Below are 22816 nucleotides of genomic sequence, written 5' to 3'. Positions count from 1 at the left end.
TCAGCTCTTGGCTTTCTCGGGTACCCGGCCGTAGATATCGGTGAAGCGCACGATGTCGTCTTCGCCGAGGTATTCGCCGCTCTGCACCTCGATCATCACCAGGTCGATCACCCCAGGGTTTACCAGGCGGTGCACGCGACCTGGCTTGATGAAGGTCGACTCGTTGGTATCGAGCATGAACTCGCGATCATCGTTGGTGACCGTCGCCATGCCCGAGACCACGATCCAGTGTTCGCTGCGGTGGTGATGCATCTGCAGCGACAGCGAGCCACCTGGACGTACGACGATGCGCTTGATCTTGAAGCGCTTGCCTTCCTCGAGGATGGTGTAGGTACCCCACGGGCGGGTCACGGTACGGTGCAGGCGGTAGGCGTCGTGGTCCTGACGCTTGAGCTCCTGGGCGATCAGCCTGACGTCCTGGCTGCGGCTGGCGTCGGCGATCAGCAGCGCGTCCGGGGTGTCGATGATAATCAGGTTGTCCAGGCCTATGGCGCCTACCACCCGACGAGGCGAGTCGATATAGCAGTTGCTCACGTCGTGCAGCACGGTCTCGCCATTGCACTGGTTGCCGTTGACATCGGCGGGGGTCAGTTCGCGCACCGCCTGCCAGGAACCGATATCGCTCCAGCCCAATTGGCAAGGGATCACCGCCACGCGGTTGGAACGCTCCATGACGGCGTAGTCGATGGAGATATCCGGTGCCAAGGCGAAAGTGGTGCTTTCGAGTTCGAGCTGCAACTCGCTGTCGCCAGTCTTGCTGTGACTGAGCGCCAGGCAAGTGCGCGCGGCCTCCAGTACGTCCGGTGCATGAATTTCCAGCTGTTCGATGATGTTGCCCGCGCGCATGCAGAACATGCCGGCGTTCCACAGGTGCTGGCCGCCGTCGACGTACGTCTGGGCAGTAGCAGCGTCAGGTTTTTCCTTGAAGCAGGCAACCTGATAAGCATCCTCGCCGATAGGAGCACCTTTTTCGATGTAGCCGAAGCCGGTTTCCGGTGCAGTGGGCAGCAGCCCGAAGGTCACCAGCAGGCCTTGATCGGCGAGCGTCTGGGCGGTGCTGACGGCGGCTTCGAAGGCGGCCTGGTCGCGGATCAGGTGATCGGCTGGCAATACCAGCATTTGTGCATCGCTGCCATATTGCGTGGCAATGTGCAGTGCGGCGACGGCAATGGCTGGCGCGGTGTTGCGCCCGGCGGGCTCCAGCAGGAAGTCCAGCGCCACGGGGGCCTTCTGGTTGAGTGCACGGTGTTCGTCCAGCGTGCGGAAGAACACTTCGCGGTTGGTCACCGTGACGATGCGCTCGACGCCAGGCAGGGCCTTGGCGCGCTTGAACGTCTTTTGCAGCAGGCTCTCGCCATCTGGCAAGCGCATGAATGGCTTGGGCATGGCTTCACGGGAAACGGGCCACAAACGTGTGCCAGCGCCGCCAGCGATGATGCAAGGAATAAGAGTGCCCATACGAAACCTCATGATCGGTCGAGTGCACAGCCTTCATGGCGGCGCAGGATAAGTGCAGAGCGATAGCAGTAATGGTCACCGGCACGGCGCGCGGCGGCGTGCAGGCGAGGCGGGATGTGGGATCAGGCAAACAGGATGCGTTGCGCGCCCACCCGGAGCGTGTCGGGGGGCTGCGTCGATAGACTTGTAATGGGTCGCATTGATGCTACCGCCACATGGCGACATGGGAAGTCGTCAAGGCGAGGAGAATACAGTTCGAGATATAGTGAACATGATAGTCAAATTAATGGCAAGTTCAATCGCCTTTGGTCGGCAGGGTCATTAATTTGTCGTGCCATCATGCCTGATGGCACTGATTGTTTCAATCCATCATGGCTTTTTTTCTGCTTATCGTGGTCCACATCACATCTTGTTGAACAGCTGACGGAGTACTGAAGCATGACTGAGCGCAAGGCGCTACTGATTCTGCATGGCAAGCAGGCCCTCAACGAAGATGTGCGTACGGCCGTCGAAGACAAGCGAGCCGGGGGCTGGCACATTGCCGTGCGGGTCACCTGGGAAGCCGGCGATGCCCAGCGCCTGGTGACGGAGGCACTCGCTGCGGGGTATCTGCATCTGATAGCAGGGGGCGGCGACGGTACCCTGCGCGAGGTCGCCCAGGCCATGGCCGAGGCGGGCACCGAGGCGACGCTGGCGTTGCTGCCATTAGGTACCGCCAATGACTTTGCCCGTGCTGCCGAGGTGTCGCTTGAGCCCGGCGCGGCCCTGGCGTTGCTGGATCTGCCTGCCAGCGCCATCGACCTGGGCAAGGTCGGCGGGCAGATGTTCTTGAATATGGCCACGGGCGGCTTTGGCAGTCAGGTGACCGCCAATACGTCCGAAGACCTGAAAAAGGTGCTGGGCGGCGCTGCCTACCTGTTCACCGGACTGTCGCGATTCAGCGAGCTGCGTAGCGCCTATGGCGAGTTTCACGGGCCGGACTTCCAGTGGCAAGGTGAGATGCTCGCGCTAGGCATCGGTAATGGCCGTCAGGCGGGTGGCGGCCACGTGCTGTGTCCGCAGGCGGTGGCCGACGACGGTCTGCTGGATGTCAGTATTCTGCCGGCGCCGACCGAGCTGGTGGGCACCTTGAAAGATCTGCTGGCGGGCGGTCTGGGGCTGGACCGGATGTTCGTGCGCGCAAGGCTGCCATGGGTGGAGATCAAGAGCTCGCAGGGGCTGGACATCAATCTGGATGGCGAACCGTTACAGGGCGATAGCCTGCGTTTCGAGGCGCTGCCGCGCGCGATTCGGGTGCACTTGCCCGCGCATTCACCGCTGCTCAGTCATCGAGGCTGATCACGCCTTCGCGCACGGCATGCAGGACGAGTCCGGCAACGTCGAAAATCTGCAGGCGTTTCATGATCTGCGAGCGATGGCTTTCGACCGTCTTGATGCTCAAGCCAAGGCCCGTGGCCATTTCGCGTGTCGATTTGCCACGGGCGATCAGCCGCAGGATTTCCAGCTGTCGGGCGGTGAGGCGACTGATGGGCGCATTGCTCTGGCGCGGTTGTTCGCTCGATAGCGCCGCGCTGAGCACCTCGTGGGCAATGCTGGGGCTTAGATAGCGCTCGCCGGTGCGCAGCGCATCCAGTGCCTGACGCAGCTCCGAGTCATTGGCGCTTTTGAGCAGAAAGCCTTGGGCACCCGCCTGCATGACCTTAAGTACTAGCTGTGGGTCGCAGGGGTCAGCAAGTATCAAGAATCGGCTGGCAGGATACACGGTGCACATCTGCGCGATCCCTTGCAGCCCGAGGTTCAAGCCCAATTTGAGGTCCAGAAGGATGATATCCGGCGCCCATTGCGTCAGGCGGTCCACCATTTGTGCGCAATCGCTGCATTCTCCGCCGACCGTATAGCCGACGAATTCATCGATCCATGCACGCAGGCCGGCGCGGATCAACAAATGATTTTCCACCAGCAGGAGGTTGCAGGTCATGCCGAAAATCCGTCAGGGGCATGCCCGGAGCATGCGCCGAAGTTGGATGGCTATAAGCGCCTGCGATGGAACGGATGGGGGCGCCTGAGTCGGCATCGTAACACTTTGAAACTCAAATTTCTTGAAATGGACTGCCCAGTACGTACGCGTCAGTACTAGCTATTGCTCTGCAGGGACGGGCTTGGCAGTTCGGTCTCGAGCGTCCCCGCCAGGGCTTCCACCAGTACGGTCTGCTCTTCAGAGTCGAGATCGAGCCGGCCGGTGCGTGGGTCGATCAACTCAAGTTGCCAGGCCAGGTGCGTCAGACAGGCAGACAGCGTCTTGAGCGGCGTGTCGTGAAGACGATTTCGCGCCTGGGCGGTGTTGAGCAGGCAATGGATTTTCGAAGAGAAATCGGCAAGTTCGGCGATACCCAAGCGACGTGCGCGCGCGGCAAGCGTCTGCAGAGCGCTGCACAGGCCACGAGCGGCATCAGGATCATTGCCGATCATTTCCAGGTGGCTATGGCACTCGTTCAGGCGATTGAGCAGGGTGTTGGCGTCCTGCAAAAACTCCGCCAGCCCGTCGGGCGCTGAAATGTTGTCTTGCATGCACGATCTCCCGGATCCGGCCTGGTCGCCAAAGCATAGCGTCGGTTCCACGACACCGCCCACGGGAAAGCCAGGGCTGCCAATTGTGAAAGCGACCAATGGGGAGGCTCCATTCAACAATGAGAATGGCGTCACATTAATGACAATCTTGAGAACCGAATATCAGGCTAAACCTGATCGAGGGTATAGGGGATTCCCCGATAGGGGTCAGCGCGATGTTGAACGGCGGGGTTTGTAGAGTAGCTTGATATTAAAGTGATATCATCCAAATGTGAAATATTAAGCGACGAGTGCGTCAAGTTTCCACATTTCACGCCGATACGACTCCCATGTATTGACTCAGTTCCATCACCAGGAGCCTTTCTTAATGGCCGGCATTCTCGATACGGTAGACCAACGCACTCAACTGGTGGGTGAGAATCGCCTGGAGATCCTGATGTTCCGCCTGGCGGGTCGCCAGTTGTTCGCGATCAACGTGTTCAAGGTTCAGGAAGTTTTACAGTTGCCCAAGCTGACGCTGATGCCTCAGCGCCATGCCTTCGTCTGTGGCGTGGTCAACCTGCGCGGGCAAACGTTGCCGGTGATCGACCTGTCTCAGGCAATCGGTATGCGGCCGCTGATCCCGGGGCCTAACAGCACCATCATCGTTACCGAGTACAACCGCTCGGTGCAGGCGTTTCTGGTAGGCGGTGTGGACCGCATCGTCAACATGAACTGGGAAGCGATCATGCCGCCGCCCACCAGTGCCGGTCGCCAGCATTACCTGACGGCCATCAGCAAGGTCGACGAGCAGTTGGTGGAAATCATCGACGTCGAGAAAGTACTGGCCGAGATCGTCCCGTACAGCGGCAAGGTGTCCAGCGAAAAACTTGCCGACCCGGTGCTCGAGCGCGCGCGCGGTCGCGAGGTGCTCTTGGTGGATGACTCTAGCGTCGCCCTGTCCCAGCTGCGCGGTACCCTGTCGCAACTGGGATTGAAGCTGCACACCGCCAGTGACGGGCTCAAGGGCCTGCAGAAACTCAAGGCCTGGGCCGACAGTGGCGAGAACATGACCGACAAGCTACTGATGGTCTTCACTGACGCTGAAATGCCGGAAATGGACGGTTATCGCTTGACCACCGAAATCCGTCAGGATCCCCGTCTGCGTGGCTTGTATGTAGTGTTGCACACGTCATTGTCGGGCAGTTTCAACGAGTCGATGGTGAAGAAAGTCGGTTGCGACAATTTCCTCTCCAAATTCCAGCCCGATCGGCTGGTGGAAGTGGTGCGCGAACGGCTGATGCTCGACCAGCATTGATTCGCGGCTGCGCCGCTTTTCATTTCCTGCCAATTGCGCCTTCGGGCGCAGGATCGCTTGCGATAGACTGCGCTTTTCTCGTCATCGCAAGGCACGATCATGCACCTGAGCGCCCTCTACCGCTATCCCCTCAAGTCCGCCATCGCCGAGCCGTTGCAAGGTTCAGCCGTTGACCTGCTCGGCTTGCAGGGTGACCGACGCTGGATGCTGGTCGACGAAGCCACCGGGCGTTTCCTCACTCAGCGCGCCGTTGGCAAAATGAGCCAGCTCGGTGCGCGCTATACCGACAGCGGTGGGCTGACCCTCAGTGCTGCAGGTATGCCTGCCCTGTCGGTGGCGCTGCCTGCGGCTGACCAGAACCTGCGCGGTGTGACTATTTGGAAAGACTCGCTGCGGGTGCCGGATGCCGGTGACGCTGCCGCGGCCTGGTTGAGCGAGTTCGTGGGCAAGCCGACCCGTCTGGTGCAAGTACCTGAGGCGCGGGCGCGGACTGTAGAGGCGGGCTATGGCGAGCCGGGGGACAGGGTGGCCTTTGCCGATGGCTTTCCGTTATTGCTGATCGGTCAGGCGTCGCTGGAAGATCTGTCGAGCCGCATCGGAAGGCCGATGGAAATGCTGCGCTTTCGACCCAACCTGGTGATTGGGGGCAGCGAAGCGTTCGCGGAGGATGGCTGGAAGCGCATCCGTATCGGCCAAACCGATTTTCGGGTGGTCAAGCCCTGCAGCCGCTGCATCCTCACCACACTGGATCCGCTGACCGGAGAGCGCAGTGCCGATCGCGAACCTATGACCACGCTGCTGACTTATCGCAAGCAAAGCGACGGCATCATGTTCGGCCAGAACCTGGTGCCGGATGGTGCAGGGCATCTGCAGGTTGGGATGGCTGTCGAGATTCTGGAATAGTGCGCAGAGCGTGGTCGGGCAGACCGGCCTCTTCGCGGGCAACCCTTGCTTGCACAGTGTTGACCCACCTTGAGTCAAACACCTGTGGGAGCAAGGCTTGCCGGCGACAACGCCAGTGTTGCCAGCGCTGTTCGAGCTACCGTCAAAGATCGTCGAAGAACCGCTCATGCCAGTCGACGATCGGTTGCGGCGCGTTGAGTTTCTGTCCATAGATGACTGCATACGACAGGACGTTTTGCACGTACTGACGGGTTTCATCGAAGGGGATCGACTCGACCCATACGTCGAAGCTCAAGTGATTGGCGCCCTTGAGCCACTGGCGCACGCGGCCGGGCCCGGCATTGTAAGCGGCGGTAGCGAGCACCCGATTGCCATTGAACTGCGCGTGTACCGAACTCAGGTAGGCAGCGCCCAGCTGGATGTTTTTGTCCGGATCCAACACCTGCGCGGGCGAGGCCAGCGGGATGCTGAACTTGCGCGAGGTTTCCTTGGCGGTGGCTGGCATCAACTGCATCAGGCCCATGGCGCCGACGCCGGAACGGGCATCTTCCATAAAGGCCGATTCCTGGCGGGTGATGGCAAATACCCAGCTCGAATGCAAACCCCGCAGGCCGGCTTCGCGTACCAGAGCGTCGCGGTGTGCCATCGGGAAGCGAATGGTCAGGTCATCCCAGTATTGCGCCTGGCTGATGGTACGGATGGCAGGAAAGTACCAGCCCATGTCGTAGGCCATCTTCGCCTGGGCGACCATCTCGTCGCGGCTGAAGCGGCGAGTGGCGTGATACCACTCGCGGCGCGCATCGACCACTTGACCTCGGTCGAGCAGCTCCAGAGCGCGCTGGATGCCGGGGGCCTTGCGAACGGTGGTGACGGTCTGCGGGGTCAAAACCAGCGGCTTGTTGAGTACCTGATAGGGCGCTTGAATTCGGTCGGCAGCCAGGAAACCATAGAAATCACGTTCCCGCGCGACCACTTTGTACAAGGCCGGTACTTGCGGATTTTGCGGTTGTGCCAGCTCGAGTGCGCGGGCCTGCCAGTAGTGCCAGCGATTGCTGGCGGCCAGGTCGCCGTGCAGCTTGCGGGTGAGGTCGTACGCATCCTGCCAGCGGCCCAGGCGCAATAGCAGGCGCAGGCGCCATTCGGTGACGGTATCGTCGACCAGTTCCGGGTCGTACTGGGTCATCAGGTCCAAGGCGCGCGGATCGTAGCGGCGGGCCAGGGTCAGGCCGATTTCGCGAGCGATGGCGACCTTTTCGTCGCGGGAGAAGCGCATGGAGCTGGCATAGTTGTCCAGCTCGCCCATGGCCTGATCCGGGTCCTGCTTGGCGAGCCGGCGCAAGCCCAGGCTGACGACGTCGGACATGGCTTCGTCGGCTGGCACGAACAAACTCGGCTGGCTCAGCAGTTCGGGCTTTTGCGCCACGCTGAGGAGGAGTTTACCTTGCGGGGCGAGGGTGTTGAGGCTGTTGACCAGGCGTGTGGCCAGCGAGTAATTGCGTGCCTGGGCCGCCAGTTTGGCGCGATTCCAGCGTTTCTGTTCAGTCAGCTGGCCTTCGGCGGCCCAGCGTGCGAACAGCGGGTCGCAGGTGGTGGGCTGGTCCTTGCCGACGTTCCAGAGTTTTTCGGCGGTGGCATAGCCTTCGGCGCGCAGGTTATGGCTCAGTTGGTATTGACCGTTGAGGCAGTCCAGTTCGGTGAAATTGAGCTTGGGGTCATAGTACTTTGCGAAGGTGTCCCAATCGCCACGGTCGGCCAGCATGCGCAGCCAGCGCAGAATCATCCAGTTGGCCTGAGGCAGATCGCCGTGCTGGGCGAGGAATTGCTCGATTTCTTCGTTACTGGCGGTGTTCAGGCGAGCGGTGAGCTCGTCGTAGGCCAGGTACGATTCCAGCGGGTAGTCGGCCAGCGCCGCGCGATTGCGCAAGTAGGGCCCGGAATCACCCTTGGCCAAGGCGCGTTTGGCATCGTCGTAGTACTGGCGTTGAAGTGTCAGGTCGACTGCCTGGGCACTGTTGATCGCGAGCGTGGACAAGACAAGGCAGGACAACAGACAGAACAGGCGACTGCGCATGAGACTTCCGGGCAGATAAAACAGAACAGGCGGCGCCATGCACGGCGTCACATACCATGGGTGTTACACAATAGCGCTGTAGCTTAGCCTTTAGCCTCTCGCGATGAAAGCGCTGTGCTTGTATCTGATTGTGAGCGGTCGGATTGTCTGCGCCGTGGCTGTGGGGCGTGTCATTATCGCGTCACTTACTGCACTGAGCCCGTATAACGGGTAGAATGCGCCCCCGATTTTGGAGAAGCTCATGACCCTGCTCAAATTAAGCGAAGTGTCCCTCGCTTTCGGCGCGATGCCGTTGTTGGACAAAGTGTCCTGGCAGATCGCCCGAGGAGAGCGGGTGTGCATCATCGGCCGCAACGGTACTGGCAAGTCGAGCATGATGCATCTGGTCAAAGGCGACCAGAAGCCCGATGAAGGCTCCGTCTGGCGCGCCCCCGGGCTGAAGATCGGCGAGTTACCACAGGAGCTCCCGCGCGCCGACGAGCGCACGGTATTCGACGTGGTTGCCGAAGGCCTGGATGGCGTGGGCGCATTGCTCGCCGAATACCATCACCTGAGCCAGAACATCGTCACCGATGAAGACCTGACCAAGCTCATGCATGTCCAGTCCGACCTCGAAGCCCGAGACGGCTGGCGCCTGCAGCAACTGGTCGACAGCACCCTGAGCCGCCTGCAACTGCCGGCCGACAAGACCCTGGCCGAACTGTCCGGTGGCTGGCGCCGGCGCGTGCTGCTGGCCCAGGCGCTGGTCTCCGAGCCCGACCTGCTGCTGCTCGACGAACCGACCAACCACTTGGATATCGGTGCGATCGCCTGGCTCGAAGAGGCCCTGAGCGGTTTTGGCGGCGCCGTGCTGTTCATCACTCACGACCGTTCCTTCCTGCAGAACCTGGCCACGCGCATCCTCGAGCTGGACCGTGGCGGTCTGATCGACTGGAACGGCGACTATGCCAGCTTCCTGGTGCACAAAGAGGCCGCGCTGGCCGCTGAAGAAACAGCCAACGCCTTGTTCGACAAGAAGCTGGCCCAGGAAGAAGTCTGGATTCGCCAGGGCATCAAGGCCCGCCGCACCCGCAACGAAGGCCGCGTGCGCGCCCTCAAGGCGTTGCGCAACGAACGCAGTGACCGTCGTGAACGCACGGGCAAGGCCAATATCCAGCTCGACGTGGCCGAGAAGTCGGGCAAGCAGGTAATGGTTCTCGAGAACGTCAGCTTCGCCCACCCGGGTGGCCCGTTCCTGGTCAAGGACTTCTCCATGGTCCTGCAGCGCCAGGATCGCATTGGCCTGCTGGGTGCCAACGGCACCGGCAAGACCACCTTGCTCAAGCTGATGCTCGGCGACCTGCAGCCGTCGAGCGGCACGGTCAGCGAGGGGACCAAGATCGAAGTGGCCTATTTCGACCAGATGCGCATGCAACTGGATCTGGAAAAGACCGTGATCGACAACCTCGCCGAAGGCCGCGATTTCATCGATATCGACGGTCAGAGCCGTCACGTGCTGAGCTACCTGGGCGATTTCCTGTTCAGTCCGCAGCGCGCACGTACGCCGGTCAAGGCCCTATCGGGCGGTGAGCGCGCGCGGCTCTTGCTGGCCAAGCTGTTCAGCAAGCCGGCCAACCTGCTGGTGCTCGACGAACCGACCAACGACCTCGACGTCGAGACGCTGGAGCTGCTTGAAGAAGTGCTGTCGAACTTCAAGGGCACCGTGCTGATGGTCAGCCACGACCGGGCATTCCTCGACAACGTGGTCACCAGCACCCTGGTGTTCGAAGGCGAGGGCCTGGTGCGCGAGTACGTTGGTGGTTATCAGGACTGGATTCGTCAGGGCGGTTCGCCGCGTCTGCTGGGCGTGACCGAAAACAAGTCCGGCAAGGCCGAGCTCAATAGTGCGGTAGTCGAAAAAACCGAAGCGACTGTAGCGCCTGCCGCGCAAGCCGTTGCACCGGCGAAGAAAAAGCTCAGCTACAAGTTGCAGCGCGAGCTGGAGATGCTGCCCAGCCAGATCGACGAGGCGGAGCAGAAGATCGCCGCACTGGAAGCCGATATCGCCTCGCCGACCTTCTATCAGAAGTCGTCGGAGCAGACTAGCGCAGTGTTGGCGCAGCTGGAACTGGCTCAGGTGCAATTGGATGGCCTGGTCGAGCGCTGGGCTGAACTCGATAGCTGAGACGTGCGTCCGCGCTCGGCGGGAGCGTGCTCGGCCCGCGAAGCTCTTCAGATCCAAGCTTCGCGAGCAGAGGCCGCTCCCACAACAGGCATTTGATCAGGCTTTTTCGGTAGGCTTGTCTTTTACCAGGCGCACGGCAAGCACGTCGCACGACGCGCCATGCAGAATGTCATTGGCCGTCGACCCCAGCAGCAATGCCAGGCCATGGCGGCCGTGGCTGCCCACGACGATCAAGTCGCAGTTCTGTTCCTTGGCCAGGCCATGGATTTCCTGGCGCGGCTGGCCATAGGTCAGGTGCGAGTTTTCCTTGGTCAGTTCCGGATACTTGGTAATCAGCCGTTCCAGGCGCTCCTTGGCCTGGTCGAACTGCTGCTGTTGCAGTTGCGAGAGGTCCATCGGCACGTCGCCACCGAACGCCATGGCCATGGGTTCGACGATATGTACCAGGGACAGCTTGGCCTGGGACAACCCGGCGAGATCCCGGGCGCGCTTGATGACCGGGTCGCATTCCTCGGTCAGGTCCACGGCGACCAGAATATGTTGGTAGGACATGAGAGCACTCCAGACGATTCTATTGGCCTAAGTATGGCCGGTTTCCAGCCGAGCGGGTCAAAACACCGCCAAGCTACTCATTTCACAACGCTTTGTGGGGGCTACTCATATGACGGTCTGGATAGTGCTGTCAATCCTTGCGCTGATTTTAAGTCCGCTGGCCTGGCTGCGGCCGAGCCGTAATCAGAGCGGCAAGATGAGCTTGCGCATGGCTGCGCGGCGTATGGGCCTGGCAATGCAACTGACGCCTGTGCAATGGCCACACTGGCTGGGCCAGCCGGCGCCAGATCCCTGTGCGCAGTACCATCGGCCGCGTCGCCAGGGCCGGACGGACCAGTGGGCCTATTGGCAAAGCACGCCCGGCCAATGGCTCAATCAATGGCGCGAGCCCTTGCAGGAGCCGCACCTGCAGGCGCTATTCGCGCGGCTGCCGGGCAACGTGTTCAAGATAGAAGCAGGGCCGCAACTGCTGTCGTTGTACTGGGGCGAGAAGGGCGAAGAAGAAGTGCTTCAAGACATTGCTAAGGTGCTTGAAGCGCTCGCCTGATCCCATTGGGAGCGGGAAGTGGCAAATCACAGGCAATAAAAAGCCCGATAGCAAGCGTCGGGCTGGGTGTGGCCAGGCAGGCCGGTAATTCGATGGAGGCGATGATACGCCTGTGAAAAATAAAAATCTCGCCTATTTCGATCATCGCTAGCAATTTTTCCTGCGGGTTGTTCGCGGCCAACCTGTCATCCCGGCCTGCTATTGTATGTCTGTACGCACCGTCGACCGGTGGTGCGGTTGGCGCTGTATGCCGTTCAAAAAGTGACCGTTAAGTCGGGCAGATACCGCACGTTTAGTCCGATTGACAATCGGGCGAATTTCCGTGATGGTGTGCGTACCCCAATCAAACGGGCGTATGAATTGAGCGTTTGCCAGCAAACGACGTTCTACACAATCCCTACAATAAGCGCCGACGGGTGATGCAGATGCGGGTTCGTGCCAAGGCTTCATCGCCTCGGCAAGCCAGCAGTCCGCGCTCGGCGTGTACCGTTCAGCTCCCCTATCCTGGAGATCAGTTGATGATTTACGAAGGTAAAGCCATCACGGTTACGGCTCTTGAAAGCGGCATCGTCGAACTCAAGTTCGACCTCAAGGGCGAGTCCGTCAACAAATTCAACCGTCTGACCCTGAGCGAGCTGCGCCAGGCCATCGAGGCCATAAAGGCCAATGCCTCGGTCAAAGGCGTGCTCGTCAGTAGCGGCAAGGACGTGTTCATCGTCGGTGCCGACATCACCGAGTTCGTTGACAACTTCAAACTGCCGGACGCCGAACTGCTCGCCGGCAACCTCGAAGTCAACCGGATCTTCAGCGATTTCGAAGACCTCGCCGTGCCGACCGTGGTCGCTATCAACGGCATCGCCTTGGGTGGCGGCCTGGAAATCGCCTTGGCAGCGGATTACCGAGTGATGTCCAGCGAGGCCAAGATCGGCCTGCCCGAAGTCAAGCTCGGCATCTACCCTGGCTTTGGCGGTACCGTACGTCTGCCGCGAGTGATCGGTGTCGACAACGCCATCGAGTGGATCGCCTCGGGCAAGGAAAACCGTGCCGATGACGCCTTGAAAGTCGGTGCCGTCGACGCCGTCGTGGTCCCGCAGAAACTGCGCGATGCTGCGCTGGACCTGCTCGGCCGCGCCATCAGTGGCGAGTTCGATCACAAGGTCAAGCGTCAGCCCAAGCTTGAAAAGATCAAGCTCAACGCTATCGAACAGATGATGGCCTTCGAGACTGCCAAGGGCTTCGTTGCGGGTCAGGCTGGCCCGAACTACCCGGCGCCGGTCGAAGCCATCAAGACCATCCAGAAGGCCGCCAACTTCGGTCGCGACAAGGCCATCGAAGTCGAAGCCGCGGGCTTCGTGAAACTGGCCAAGACCTCGGCTGCCGAGAGCCTGATCGGCCTGTTCCTCAACGATCAGGAGCTCAAGCGCAAAGCCAAGGCCTACGATAAGATCGCTCGTAACGTGTCCCAGGCCGCCGTGCTCGGCGCCGGCATCATGGGTGGCGGCATCGCCTACCAGTCGGCCCTCAAGGGCACGCCGATCCTGATGAAGGACATCAACGAAAAAGGTATCGAGCAAGGTCTGGCCGAAGCCGCCAAGCTCTTGGGCAAGCGTGTCGAAAAAGGCCGCCTGACCCCGGCGAAAATGGCCGAGGCGCTCAATGCCATTCGTCCGACCCTGTCCTATGGCGATTTCGGCCATGTCGACATTGTCATCGAGGCCGTGGTGGAGAACCCCAAGGTCAAGCAAGCCGTGCTCGCCGAGGTCGAAGGGCAGGTCAAGGAGGGCACCATCCTGGCCTCCAATACCTCGACCATCTCCATCACCTTGCTGGCCAAGGCGCTCAAGCGTCCACAGGACTTCGTCGGCATGCACTTCTTCAATCCGGTGCACATGATGCCGCTGGTGGAAGTCATTCGCGGTGAGCATTCCAGTGAGGAGGCCGTCGCTACCACCGTTGCCTACGCGAAGAAAATGGGCAAGAACCCAATCGTCGTCAACGATTGCCCGGGTTTCCTGGTCAACCGTGTGCTATTCCCGTATTTCGGCGGCTTCGCCCGTCTGGTCAGCGCCGGTGTGGACTTCGTGCGCATCGACAAGATCATGGAGAAGTTCGGCTGGCCGATGGGCCCGGCCTACCTGATGGACGTGGTCGGTATCGACACTGGGCACCACGGTCGTGACGTTATGGCCGAAGGCTTCCCTGACCGCATGAAGGACGAGCGCGCCAGCGCCATCGACGTGTTGTACGAAGCCAACCGCCTGGGCCAGAAGAACGGCAAAGGCTTCTATTCGTATGAAACCGACAAGAGCGGCAAGCCGAAGAAGGTATTCGATGCAGCGGTGTTGGACGTACTCAAACCCGTGATCTATGAACAGCGTGAGCTCAGCGACGAGGACATCATCAACTGGATGATGATCCCGCTGTGCCTCGAGACAGTGCGTTGCCTGGAAGATGGCATCGTCGAAACCGCCGCCGAGGCCGACATGGGCCTGGTCTATGGCATTGGCTTCCCGCCGTTCCGTGGCGGTGCGTTGCGCTATATCGATGCAGTCGGCGTGGCCGAGTTCGTCGCCCTGGCTGACAAGTACGCCGAACTGGGGCCGCTTTACCAACCCACCGAAAAACTGCGTGCAATGGCCAGCAACGGCCAGCGTTTCTTCGGCTGAGCCGCCCGACACCTGAGCGAGATAGAATTTATGAGCTTGAATCCAAGAGATGTGGTGATTGTCGACTTCGGTCGTACTCCCATGGGCCGCTCCAAGGGCGGCATGCACCGCAATACCCGCGCCGAGGACATGTCGGCGCACTTGATCACCGAGTTGCTGGCACGCAACCCCAAGGTCGACCCGAACGAAGTCGAGGACGTGATCTGGGGCTGCGTCAACCAGACCCTGGAGCAGGGCTGGAACATCGCCCGCATGGCCTCACTGATGACGCCGATCCCGCACACATCGGCGGCGCAAACCGTCAGCCGCCTGTGCGGTTCGTCGATGAGCGCGCTGCACACCGCGGCGCAGGCGATCATGACGGGCAACGGTGATGTCTTCGTCATCGGCGGCGTCGAGCACATGGGGCACGTCAGCATGATGCATGGCGTCGATCCCAACCCGCACCTGTCGCTCTACGCGGCCAAGGCTTCGGGCATGATGGGCTTGACCGCCGAAATGCTTGGCAAGATGCACGGCATCACCCGCGAGGCTCAGGACGCTTTCGGCTTGCGCTCCCATCAGTTGGCTCACAAGGCCACGCTGGAAGGCAAGTTCAAGGATGAAATCATCCCGATGCAGGGGTATGACGAAAACGGGTTCCTCAAAGTCTTCGACTATGACGAGACCATCCGTCCCGACACCACCCTTGAAAGCCTTGCGGCCCTCAAGCCGGCGTTCAACCCCAAAGGTGGTACGGTAACGGCAGGTACGTCCTCGCAGATTACCGACGGTGCCTCGTGCATGATCGTCATGTCGGCCCAGCGCGCTCAGGACCTGGGCATCCAGCCGCTGGCGGTGATTCGCTCCATGGCGGTCGCGGGTGTCGACCCGGCGATCATGGGCTACGGTCCGGTGCCAGCGACCCAGAAAGCCCTCAAGCGCGCGGGTCTGAGCATCTCCGACATCGACTTCTTCGAGCTCAACGAAGCCTTCGCGGCACAGGCACTGCCAGTGCTCAAGGATCTGAAAGTGCTCGACAAGATGAACGAGAAGGTTAACCTGCACGGCGGCGCCATTGCTTTGGGTCATCCGTTTGGCTGCTCCGGTGCGCGGATTTCCGGCACTTTGCTCAACGTGATGAAACAGAACGGCGGCACCCTCGGGGTGTCTACCATGTGCATTGGTCTGGGCCAGGGCATCACCACCGTCTTCGAACGAATCTGATCGCAGCGGTGTGAAAGCCGGGGCCAGGTGCCCCGGTTTTTGTTTTTCAGCATATTTATTTTCAAGCGAGGCACAGGATGCAGTTGCAGCCCGGACTTTACCGTCATTACAAAGGTCCGCAGTACCGTGTTTTCGGAGTGGCGCGTCACTCCGAGACGCAAGAGCAAGTCGTGTGCTATCAGGCCCTGTACGGCGAATTCGGCCTCTGGGTACGACCGCTGAGCATGTTTCTGGAGTCTGTCGAGGTTGACGGCGAGCAGGTCCCACGCTTTGCTTTGGTGCAGGCCGAAACCACCCCTTGGGACACCGAAAAAGCTAGTGGCGTTTAGCTATCGCGCTTGACCTCATGGTTTTGCCACTATATATAGCGGGGCCTCGACAGGCGCCACGCGCCTTTCATTTATCTGTATTCAGGAATTTTCCGATCCATGGGCAAATCGCTGGTCATTGTGGAATCCCCGGCTAAGGCCAAGACCATCAACAAGTATCTGGGCAACCAATACGTGGTGAAGTCGAGTATCGGCCATATCCGAGACCTGCCCACCAGCGGTTCGGCGAGCGCCAGCAAGGAGCCCGCTGCCAAGCGCGGCAAGGCGGCGGCCGAGGGCCCGGTACTGACGGCCAAGGAAAAAGCGCGCAATACGTTGATCGCTCGCATGGGGGTCGATCCCGAACACGGCTGGAAAGCCAAGTACGAGATCCTTCCGGGCAAAGAGAAGGTCATCGAGGAATTGCGCCGCCTGGCCAAGGATGCTGACACCATCTATCTCGCAACCGACTTGGATCGCGAGGGGGAAGCCATTGCGTGGCACCTGCGCGAAGCCATCGGTGGTGACGACAGCCGCTACAAGCGCGTGGTGTTCAACGAAATCACCAAAAAGGCCATCCAGGAAGCGTTTTCCAAGCCGGGCGAACTCGACATCGATCGCGTTAATGCTCAGCAGGCGCGGCGCTTTCTCGATCGCGTGGTCGGCTATATGGTTTCCCCGCTGCTGTGGGCCAAGATCGCCCGCGGTCTGTCGGCAGGCCGTGTGCAATCGGTGGCCGTGAAGCTGGTGGTGGAGCGCGAGCGGGAAATCCGTGCCTTCATCCCTGAAGAGTACTGGGACATCCACGCCGACCTCGGTACCGCCAAGGACGCCAAAGTGCGCTTCGCCGTCGCCCGGGAAAAAGGCGAAGCCTTCAAGCCGCTGAACGAAGCCCAGGCCATGGCCGCCCTGGCCAAGCTCAAGGACTCGTCCTACAGCGTGCTCAAGCGTGAAGACAAGCCCACCAGCAGCAAGCCCTCGGCGCCGTTCATCACCTCCACGCTGCAGCAGGCGGCGAGCAATCGCCTCGGCTTCGGCGTGAAAAAGACCATGATGATGGCCCAGCGCTTGTATGAAGCGGGCTACATCACCTACATGCGTACCGACTCCACCAACCTGTCCGTCGATGCCGTGGCAGCCGCGCGTGATTACATCGAGCAGGAGTTTGGCAAAAAGTATTTGCCCGAGTCGCCAATGGTGTATGGCAGCAAGGAGGGCGCACAAGAGGCGCACGAAGCGATTCGTCCATCCGACGTGAATACCCATCCGTCGAAGCTTAACGGCATGGAGCGTGACGCTGAGCGCCTTTACGAGCTGATCTGGCGCCAGTTCCTGGCCTGCCAGATGCCGCCGGCGCAATATCTGTCGACCACCGTCAGTGTTGCGGCTGGCGACTTCGAGCTGCGCGCCAAGGGCCGCATCCTCAAGTTCGATGGTTATACCCGCGTACTGCCGCAGATTGCCAAACCGGGTGATGACGACGTCCTGCCGGAGATGACCCAGGGCGAAGCGCTCAAATTGATAGCGCTCGATCCGACCCAGCACTTCACCAAGCCGCCGGCGCGTTACAGCGAAGCGAGCCTGGTCAAGGAAATGGAAAAACGCGGTATCGGCCGTCCATCCACCTACGCCGCGATCATCGGTACCATCCAGGATCGTGGTTACGTGGCGCTGCATAATCGTCGGTTCTACTCCGAAAAGATGGGCGACATCGTCACCGAGCGCCTGTCGGAAAGCTTCGCCAATCTGATGGACTACGGCTTCACTGCCGGCATGGAAGAGAACCTCGATGACGTGGCCCAGGGAGAGCGTGACTGGAAGAATGTCCTCGACGAGTTCTATGGCGACTTCAAGACCAAACTCGAAGTGGCGGGCGCGGCCGACAGCGGCATGCGCGCCAACCAGCCGACCCTGACCAACATCGCCTGCCGTGAGTGCGGTCGGCCGATGATGATTCGTACCGCGTCTACTGGCGTGTTCCTCGGCTGCTCGGGCTACAGCCTGCCGCCCAAGGAGCGTTGCAAGGCCACGGTGAATCTGGTGCCGGGTGACGAGATCGCTGCCGATGACGAGGGCGAGTCGGAATCCCGCGTACTGCTGGGCAAGCATCGCTGCCCGATCTGTGCGACGGCGATGGACGCTTACCTGCTCGACGAGAAGCGCAAGCTGCACATCTGTGGTAACAACCCGGATTGCACTGGCTATGAGATCGAAGAGGGCAACTATCGCATCAAAGGCTATGAAGGCCCGAGCCTGGAATGCGACAAGTGCGGCAGCGAGATGCAATTGAAGACCGGTCGTTTCGGCAAATTCTTCGGCTGTACCAACCCCGAATGCAAGAACACCCGCAAGCTGCTCAAGAGCGGCGAAGCGGCGCCGCCGAAGATGGACGCGGTGAAGATGCCGGAGCTCAAGTGCGAGAAGGTCAACGATACCTACGTGCTGCGTGACGGCGCCTCGGGGTTGTTCCTGGCCGCCAGCCAGTTCCCGAAAAACCGCGAGACTCGTGCGCCGCTGGTGATGGAGATCATCCCGCACAAGGACGAGATCGATCCCAAGTACGCGTTCCTGTTCGACGCGCCGAAGAAAGATCCTGAAGGCCGTCCGGCGGTGATTCGCTACAGCCGCAAGACCAAGGAGCAATATGTGCAGACCGAGGTAGAAGGCAAGCCGACTGGCTGGAAGGCTTTCTACGACGGTTCAGCCTGGAAGGTCGAAGACAAGCGCTAAGCATCACCGCTGCAGCGAGGGGGCTTGCCCCCGATAGCGATTTATCATTCACTTTGCGGTGGTTGGGCGATCGCGATCGGGGGCAAGCCCCCTTGCTACATGTGCCTTTAAAGATGGAGAGTACCGAAATGGCCCACGAACTCTATACCCGTACCAATCAAAAGATTTTCTTCGCCGGGCTGGCGCTCGAAGCCTTGGGCAGGGCCGAGCAGGGTACAGCCGTCAATGCGCCCGGCCTGCTGCAAGCAGAGCGCGAAGCCGCGTTGTTCCACCTGTATGGCGCGTTGCTCGGGCTTTGCCATGAGATTGCCGGCTTCTATCGTCTGCCTCAGGCCAATGCACCTCGTGCCGAGTTGTTGCTGACTCGCGAAGTGCTCGCGGCTATCGCGATCCCCGAAATGGCCGAACTGGTAGAAATGGCGGAGCAGCCACAGAGCTGGTTGGCGCGGCTGATTTCGGAATATTCCAAGCTGTTTCTGCCCCCACAGGCGCCGCGCAAGCCAAAGGGCGATGTCAGGCAGCCGCTGATTCAGGCGATCAGCCTGGATGACGATGAGGCAGCCCCGGCATTGGATCGTGCGGAGCTGGAAAGCTGGCGTCAGCAGCTCAAGGGATTAGCCATTCGTTACCGTGATGGGCTGAGTGAGTGCTGATTCGCTTCGGCACTGCTACAATGTCGGCCTTTCGTGGAGATTGATTCCCTATGCCAACGTCCTTTCTAGAAATTGTCGAGTTGCCTGACGGGCGGATCGAGCTGCGCCGGGCCGATGATGAAGGCTCGTTGGTCACCCTGGCGTTTTCCGAAGATGCCAAAGTCTTCCTGCAAGGTCAGCATGTTGAAGTAGCCAAGGCCATGCTCAGCGTAGGCGTGCAAATGGCTGGCAAGCTGGTGGAGGGCGAGGTTGATCGTGACGAGGGGCCGCGCGTTCTGCACTGATTCTGTGCACGCTGATCACGTAGCGAGGGGGCTTGCCCCCGATAGGTCGTAATGACACCAAGAGGTGTGAATACGGACCTATCGGGAGCAAGCCCCCTCGCTACATTGTGTGGCAGTATGTTCAGCCCAAGCGAATATTCAGGCTCTGCGCATCGCCCACGCGGGCGGCGGTGATCAGCTGCTGACGAGCCGTGCTGGTCAGTGGATTCAACCAGCTGACGACTGTGTGGCTGCGACCGAGGCGCAAGGCTTCGCACGTCAGCTGCAGCGCGCTCTGCGTACCGCGAGGCTGCAATAGCAGGATGCGTTCACGGTTGAGGCCGGCGTCGCGCAGCCAGGCTTGGGTCAGGCTCCCTGGCGGCGCGATCAGCGTCAGCCAGCGTGCATCCTGCTCTTCGCTCAACTCGCGCAGCATCGGTGCCAGCAGGCTCAGGCAGTTCCCCGTTGCACCCCGGAGTGAGAGCTCACTGAACACCTCTGGATCATCGGTGACCCAAGGCGCTTCAAGGGTGGCCAACACGGGTGCGGGTGCAGTCTGTGGCTGGGCCATGAAAGCCTCGAACAAGGACATTTGTGCCTGTTGCGCTGCTGGCGGCTGTGACTGTGGGAACTGCATCATGATGCCTCCTGTTAGCGGCGGATGACGCCGACGCTCAAACCTTCAATGACCAGCTCCTGATCCTTGAGATCGACCTCGATGGGGGCGAACTCAGGATTCTCGGCCAGCAGAAAGACCTTGTTGCCTTCGCGCTGGAAGCGCTTGACGGTAACTTCTTCACCAATTCGAGCAACCACGATCTGGCCATTGCGCGCTTCACGGCAGGTGTGCACGGCCAGCAGGTCACCGTCGATGATGCCGACATCGCGCATGCTCATGCCATGGACGCGCAGCAGGTAGTCGGCACGCGGGTGAAAGAATGCCGGATTGATGTTGCAGGATTCCTCGATGTGCTGTTCGGCGAGGATCGGCGCGCCAGCAGCGACGCGGCCGATGATCGGCAGCGAGCTTTCGTCGGCCTTGGCCTCGAAGCCGGGGATACGAATACCGCGCGATGCGCCCGGGGTCATCTCGATGGCGCCCTTGCGCGCCAGCGCCTTGAGGTGCTCCTCGGCGGCGTTGGGCGATTTGAACCCGAGTTCCTGAGCGATTTCCGCACGGGTAGGGGGGAAACCGTTGTCTTCAAGGCAGCGCTTGATGAAGGCGAGAATTTCGGCTTGGCGTGGCGTCAGTTTCAGCATGTCTATCGCTCTGTCTTTTTATACAGTGACTGGGATTATATACAGTATTGGACCCTTGGCAATCGCCCTTTTGCTCCCAGGGAACAATTACCCTTCTGCTATGTGGTTAAATGCTGCAACAACCGGGTGCCAAAATCCCTCTGCAGGCTTGACAATATCGGCTCCCGATACGTATGTTTCAAACAGTTGTTTGTATTTTTCAGCTCAAACCCGGAGTGATCATGGCCCAGTCGGAAACCGTCGAGCGTATCCTCGACGCCGCCGAGCAACTGTTCGCAGAAAAAGGCTTCGCCGAAACTTCTTTGCGGCTGATTACCAGCAAGGCGGGGGTCAACCTGGCGGCGGTCAATTATCACTTCGGATCCAAGAAGGCCCTGATACAGGCCGTGTTTTCGCGTTTTCTCGGGCCGTTCTGCCTGAGTCTCGATCGCGAACTCGAGCGCCGCCAGGCGCGGCCCGAGCACAAGGCCAGCCTTGAAGAACTGCTGGAAATTCTCGTCGAACAGACCATGGTGGTACAGCCGCGCAGTGGCAATGACCTGTCGATCTTCATGCGCCTGCTGGGCCTGGCCTTCAGTGAGAGTCAGGGCCACTTGCGCCGCTATCTGGAAGACATGTACGGCAAGGTGTTTCGCCGCTACATGATTCTGGTCAACGAGGCGGCGCCGCGGGTTCCGCCGCTGGAGTTGTTCTGGCGGGTGCACTTCATGCTCGGTGCCGCCGCGTTCAGCATGTCCGGGATCAAGGCCTTGCGGGCGATCGGCGAGAATGATTTCGGCGTCGATACCTCCATCGAACAGGTCATGCGCTTGATGGTGCCATTCCTGGCGGCGGGCATGCGTGCCGACAGCGGCGTCAGCGATCCCGCCATGGCCGCGGCGCAATTGCGTCCGCGCAGCAAAACCTCCTCTGCTCCTCTGGCCAAGGCTCTCTGATCCGGTTGGGCCAACACAACCTGTATCGTCCAGCCGGGCCTGTTCGCGGTCCAGCCTTGCTGCCACAGGTGAACGGCTCAAGATGTGTGGCAGGCTTGCCCGTGAAGAGGCCTGCGCATTGAACGCAGATCTTCCAGAGGTGTGCCTGCCAGGCGCCTTGCGCTAAGCTAGGCGGCTAGAATTCCTGCCCTCCCGCTTCAAGGACAACCCATGAGTACCCGCCTGCAAGGCTCGTTGATGGTGGATATCGCCGGCACCTGGCTGACCGCCGAGGACCGTCATCTATTGCGTCAGCCGCAAGTCGCCGGTCTGATCATCTTTGCCCGCAATATCGAAAGCCCGCGTCAGGTGCGCGAGCTGACGGCCTCGATTCGTGCCGTACGTCCTGATCTGATCCTTGCCGTGGATCAGGAGGGCGGTCGCGTGCAGCGCCTGCGCCAGGGCTTCGTGCGTTTACCGGCAATGCGCGCCCTGGCGGATAACCCCAATGCCGAGTATCTGGCCGAGCAGTGCGGTTGGGTGATGGCGACTGAAGTGCTGGCCGTTGGGCTGGATCTGAGTTTCGCGCCGGTGCTGGACCTCGATCATCAGCGCAGTGCTGTGGTCGGTACCCGTGCGTTCGAGGGTGATCCCGAACGCGCCGCATCGCTGGCTGGAGCCTTTATCCGCGGCATGAACACCGCTGGCATGGCGGCTTGCGGCAAGCATTTTCCGGGACATGGCTGGGCCGAGGCCGACTCCCACGTCGCCATCCCTACCGACGAGCGCAGCCTGGACGAGATCCGCGCCAAGGACCTGGTAGCGTTCGCCCGGCTCAGCACGCAGCTGGCGGCGGTGATGCCGGCGCACGTCATCTATCCTCAGGTCGATGCGCAGCCGGCGGGGTTCTCCCGACGCTGGCTGCAGGACATTCTGCGCGGTGAGCTGGAGTTCGACGGGGTTATCTTCAGTGATGATCTGTCGATGGCCGGAGCCCATGTTGTGGGCGACGCGGCCAGTCGCATCGAAGCGGCGCTGACGGCGGGTTGCGACATGGGGCTGGTGTGCAACGATCGGGCGGCGGCAGAGCTGGCCTTGTCGGCAGCACAACGCATGGGCGTTCAGCCGTCGCCGCGCATAGCGCGCATGCGTGGTCAGGCGACACCGGGAATCGAGTACCGTGAGCAGCCACGCTGGCTGTCGGCGGTGGGTGCATTGCGCGCGGCGCAGTTGATTGAATAGTGAGTTGTGTTCGG

Annotated in this window: 20 protein-coding genes; 13 read left to right on the top strand and 7 right to left on the bottom strand. The window is 60.7% G+C overall.

The window, feature by feature from the left end:
* Positions 1 to 1458 (bottom strand): mannose-1-phosphate guanylyltransferase/mannose-6-phosphate isomerase, encoded by a 1458-nt coding sequence (locus REH34_RS04675; protein ID WP_311970944.1) that lies wholly within the window; start codon positions 1456 to 1458, stop codon positions 1 to 3.
* Between the two features lie 438 nt (positions 1459 to 1896).
* Here REH34_RS04675 and yegS point away from each other — a divergent pair, with 438 nt between their 5' ends.
* The gene (gene yegS, locus REH34_RS04670; protein ID WP_311970943.1) at positions 1897 to 2796 is read left to right on the top strand and encodes a lipid kinase YegS; all 900 of its coding nucleotides are present in this window, start codon (positions 1897 to 1899) and stop codon (positions 2794 to 2796) included.
* Here the strand turns inward: yegS and REH34_RS04665 are convergent.
* Positions 2780 to 3436, bottom strand: a complete 657-nt coding sequence (locus REH34_RS04665) for a response regulator transcription factor (RefSeq protein WP_311970942.1) — start codon at positions 3434 to 3436, stop codon at positions 2780 to 2782. The genes yegS and REH34_RS04665 overlap by 17 nt on opposite strands.
* A gap of 155 nt (positions 3437 to 3591) precedes the next feature.
* Positions 3592 to 4026, bottom strand: coding sequence for a histidine kinase (locus REH34_RS04660; protein WP_311970941.1), 435 nt, complete (start codon positions 4024 to 4026; stop codon positions 3592 to 3594).
* A 367-nt stretch (positions 4027 to 4393) separates the two neighbouring features.
* Between REH34_RS04660 and REH34_RS04655 the strand changes: the two genes are divergently transcribed.
* Together REH34_RS04655 and REH34_RS04650 are read left to right on the top strand one after the other, a co-directional pair.
* Positions 4394 to 5323 (top strand): chemotaxis protein CheV, encoded by a 930-nt coding sequence (locus REH34_RS04655; protein WP_226506531.1) that lies wholly within the window; start codon positions 4394 to 4396, stop codon positions 5321 to 5323.
* Positions 5324 to 5422: 99 nt separating this feature from the next.
* Positions 5423 to 6226 (top strand): MOSC domain-containing protein, encoded by an 804-nt coding sequence (locus REH34_RS04650; protein ID WP_311970940.1) that lies wholly within the window; start codon positions 5423 to 5425, stop codon positions 6224 to 6226.
* 142 nt (positions 6227 to 6368) lie between these two features.
* Here REH34_RS04650 and REH34_RS04645 read toward each other — a convergent pair whose 3' ends face one another.
* Positions 6369 to 8297 carry a transglycosylase SLT domain-containing protein gene (locus tag REH34_RS04645; RefSeq protein WP_311970939.1) on the bottom strand — a complete coding sequence of 643 codons (1929 nt, stop codon included), beginning with the start codon at positions 8295 to 8297 and terminating at the stop codon, positions 6369 to 6371.
* Between the two features lie 241 nt (positions 8298 to 8538).
* Here REH34_RS04645 and REH34_RS04640 point away from each other — a divergent pair, with 241 nt between their 5' ends.
* The gene (locus REH34_RS04640) at positions 8539 to 10461 is read left to right on the top strand and encodes an ATP-binding cassette domain-containing protein (RefSeq protein ID WP_311970938.1); all 1923 of its coding nucleotides are present in this window, start codon (positions 8539 to 8541) and stop codon (positions 10459 to 10461) included.
* Between the two features lie 96 nt (positions 10462 to 10557).
* Here REH34_RS04640 and REH34_RS04635 read toward each other — a convergent pair whose 3' ends face one another.
* Positions 10558 to 11013 (bottom strand): universal stress protein, encoded by a 456-nt coding sequence (locus tag REH34_RS04635; protein ID WP_226506527.1) that lies wholly within the window; start codon positions 11011 to 11013, stop codon positions 10558 to 10560.
* A 109-nt stretch (positions 11014 to 11122) separates the two neighbouring features.
* Between REH34_RS04635 and REH34_RS04630 the strand changes: the two genes are divergently transcribed.
* The 7 genes from REH34_RS04630 (at position 11123) to REH34_RS04600 (ending at position 19407) form a co-directional block, all read left to right on the top strand.
* Positions 11123 to 11560 carry a hypothetical protein gene (locus tag REH34_RS04630; RefSeq protein WP_226506526.1) on the top strand — a complete coding sequence of 146 codons (438 nt, stop codon included), beginning with the start codon at positions 11123 to 11125 and terminating at the stop codon, positions 11558 to 11560.
* Positions 11561 to 12078: 518 nt separating this feature from the next.
* The gene (gene fadB, locus REH34_RS04625) at positions 12079 to 14226 is read left to right on the top strand and encodes a fatty acid oxidation complex subunit alpha FadB (protein WP_311970937.1); all 2148 of its coding nucleotides are present in this window, start codon (positions 12079 to 12081) and stop codon (positions 14224 to 14226) included.
* Between the two features lie 30 nt (positions 14227 to 14256).
* Positions 14257 to 15432 (top strand): acetyl-CoA C-acyltransferase FadA, encoded by a 1176-nt coding sequence (fadA, locus tag REH34_RS04620; RefSeq protein WP_226506524.1) that lies wholly within the window; start codon positions 14257 to 14259, stop codon positions 15430 to 15432.
* A gap of 77 nt (positions 15433 to 15509) precedes the next feature.
* Positions 15510 to 15761, top strand: coding sequence for a DUF1653 domain-containing protein (locus tag REH34_RS04615; protein ID WP_311970936.1), 252 nt, complete (start codon positions 15510 to 15512; stop codon positions 15759 to 15761).
* A gap of 99 nt (positions 15762 to 15860) precedes the next feature.
* Positions 15861 to 18470: a type I DNA topoisomerase gene (topA, locus tag REH34_RS04610; RefSeq protein ID WP_311970935.1), complete on the top strand. Its 2610-nt coding sequence runs from the start codon at positions 15861 to 15863 to the stop codon at positions 18468 to 18470.
* A gap of 128 nt (positions 18471 to 18598) precedes the next feature.
* On the top strand, positions 18599 to 19123 hold the full coding sequence (locus REH34_RS04605; protein WP_226506521.1) for a DUF6586 family protein: 525 nt from the start codon (positions 18599 to 18601) through the stop codon (positions 19121 to 19123).
* Positions 19124 to 19173: 50 nt separating this feature from the next.
* Positions 19174 to 19407, top strand: coding sequence for a hypothetical protein (locus REH34_RS04600; protein ID WP_226506520.1), 234 nt, complete (start codon positions 19174 to 19176; stop codon positions 19405 to 19407).
* A gap of 121 nt (positions 19408 to 19528) precedes the next feature.
* Here REH34_RS04600 and sulA read toward each other — a convergent pair whose 3' ends face one another.
* Positions 19529 to 20023, bottom strand: a complete 495-nt coding sequence (gene sulA / locus REH34_RS04595; RefSeq protein WP_311972043.1) for an SOS-induced cell division inhibitor SulA — start codon at positions 20021 to 20023, stop codon at positions 19529 to 19531.
* A gap of 14 nt (positions 20024 to 20037) precedes the next feature.
* Positions 20038 to 20646, bottom strand: a complete 609-nt coding sequence (gene lexA / locus REH34_RS04590; RefSeq protein WP_226506519.1) for a transcriptional repressor LexA — start codon at positions 20644 to 20646, stop codon at positions 20038 to 20040.
* Positions 20647 to 20867: 221 nt separating this feature from the next.
* Between lexA and REH34_RS04585 the strand changes: the two genes are divergently transcribed.
* Entirely contained in the window at positions 20868 to 21581 is a 714-nt protein-coding gene (locus tag REH34_RS04585) for a TetR/AcrR family transcriptional regulator (RefSeq protein ID WP_226506518.1), read from the top strand.
* 222 nt (positions 21582 to 21803) lie between these two features.
* Complete coding sequence (nagZ, locus tag REH34_RS04580) at positions 21804 to 22802, top strand: beta-N-acetylhexosaminidase (RefSeq protein ID WP_311972042.1); 999 nt, start codon at positions 21804 to 21806, stop codon at positions 22800 to 22802.
* Positions 22803 to 22816 lie beyond the last annotated feature (14 nt).

It is taken from the genome of Pseudomonas baltica (genome assembly GCF_031880315.1).
Classification (GTDB): domain Bacteria; phylum Pseudomonadota; class Gammaproteobacteria; order Pseudomonadales; family Pseudomonadaceae; genus Aquipseudomonas.
This window is presented reverse-complemented; position numbering and strand designations above follow the sequence as displayed.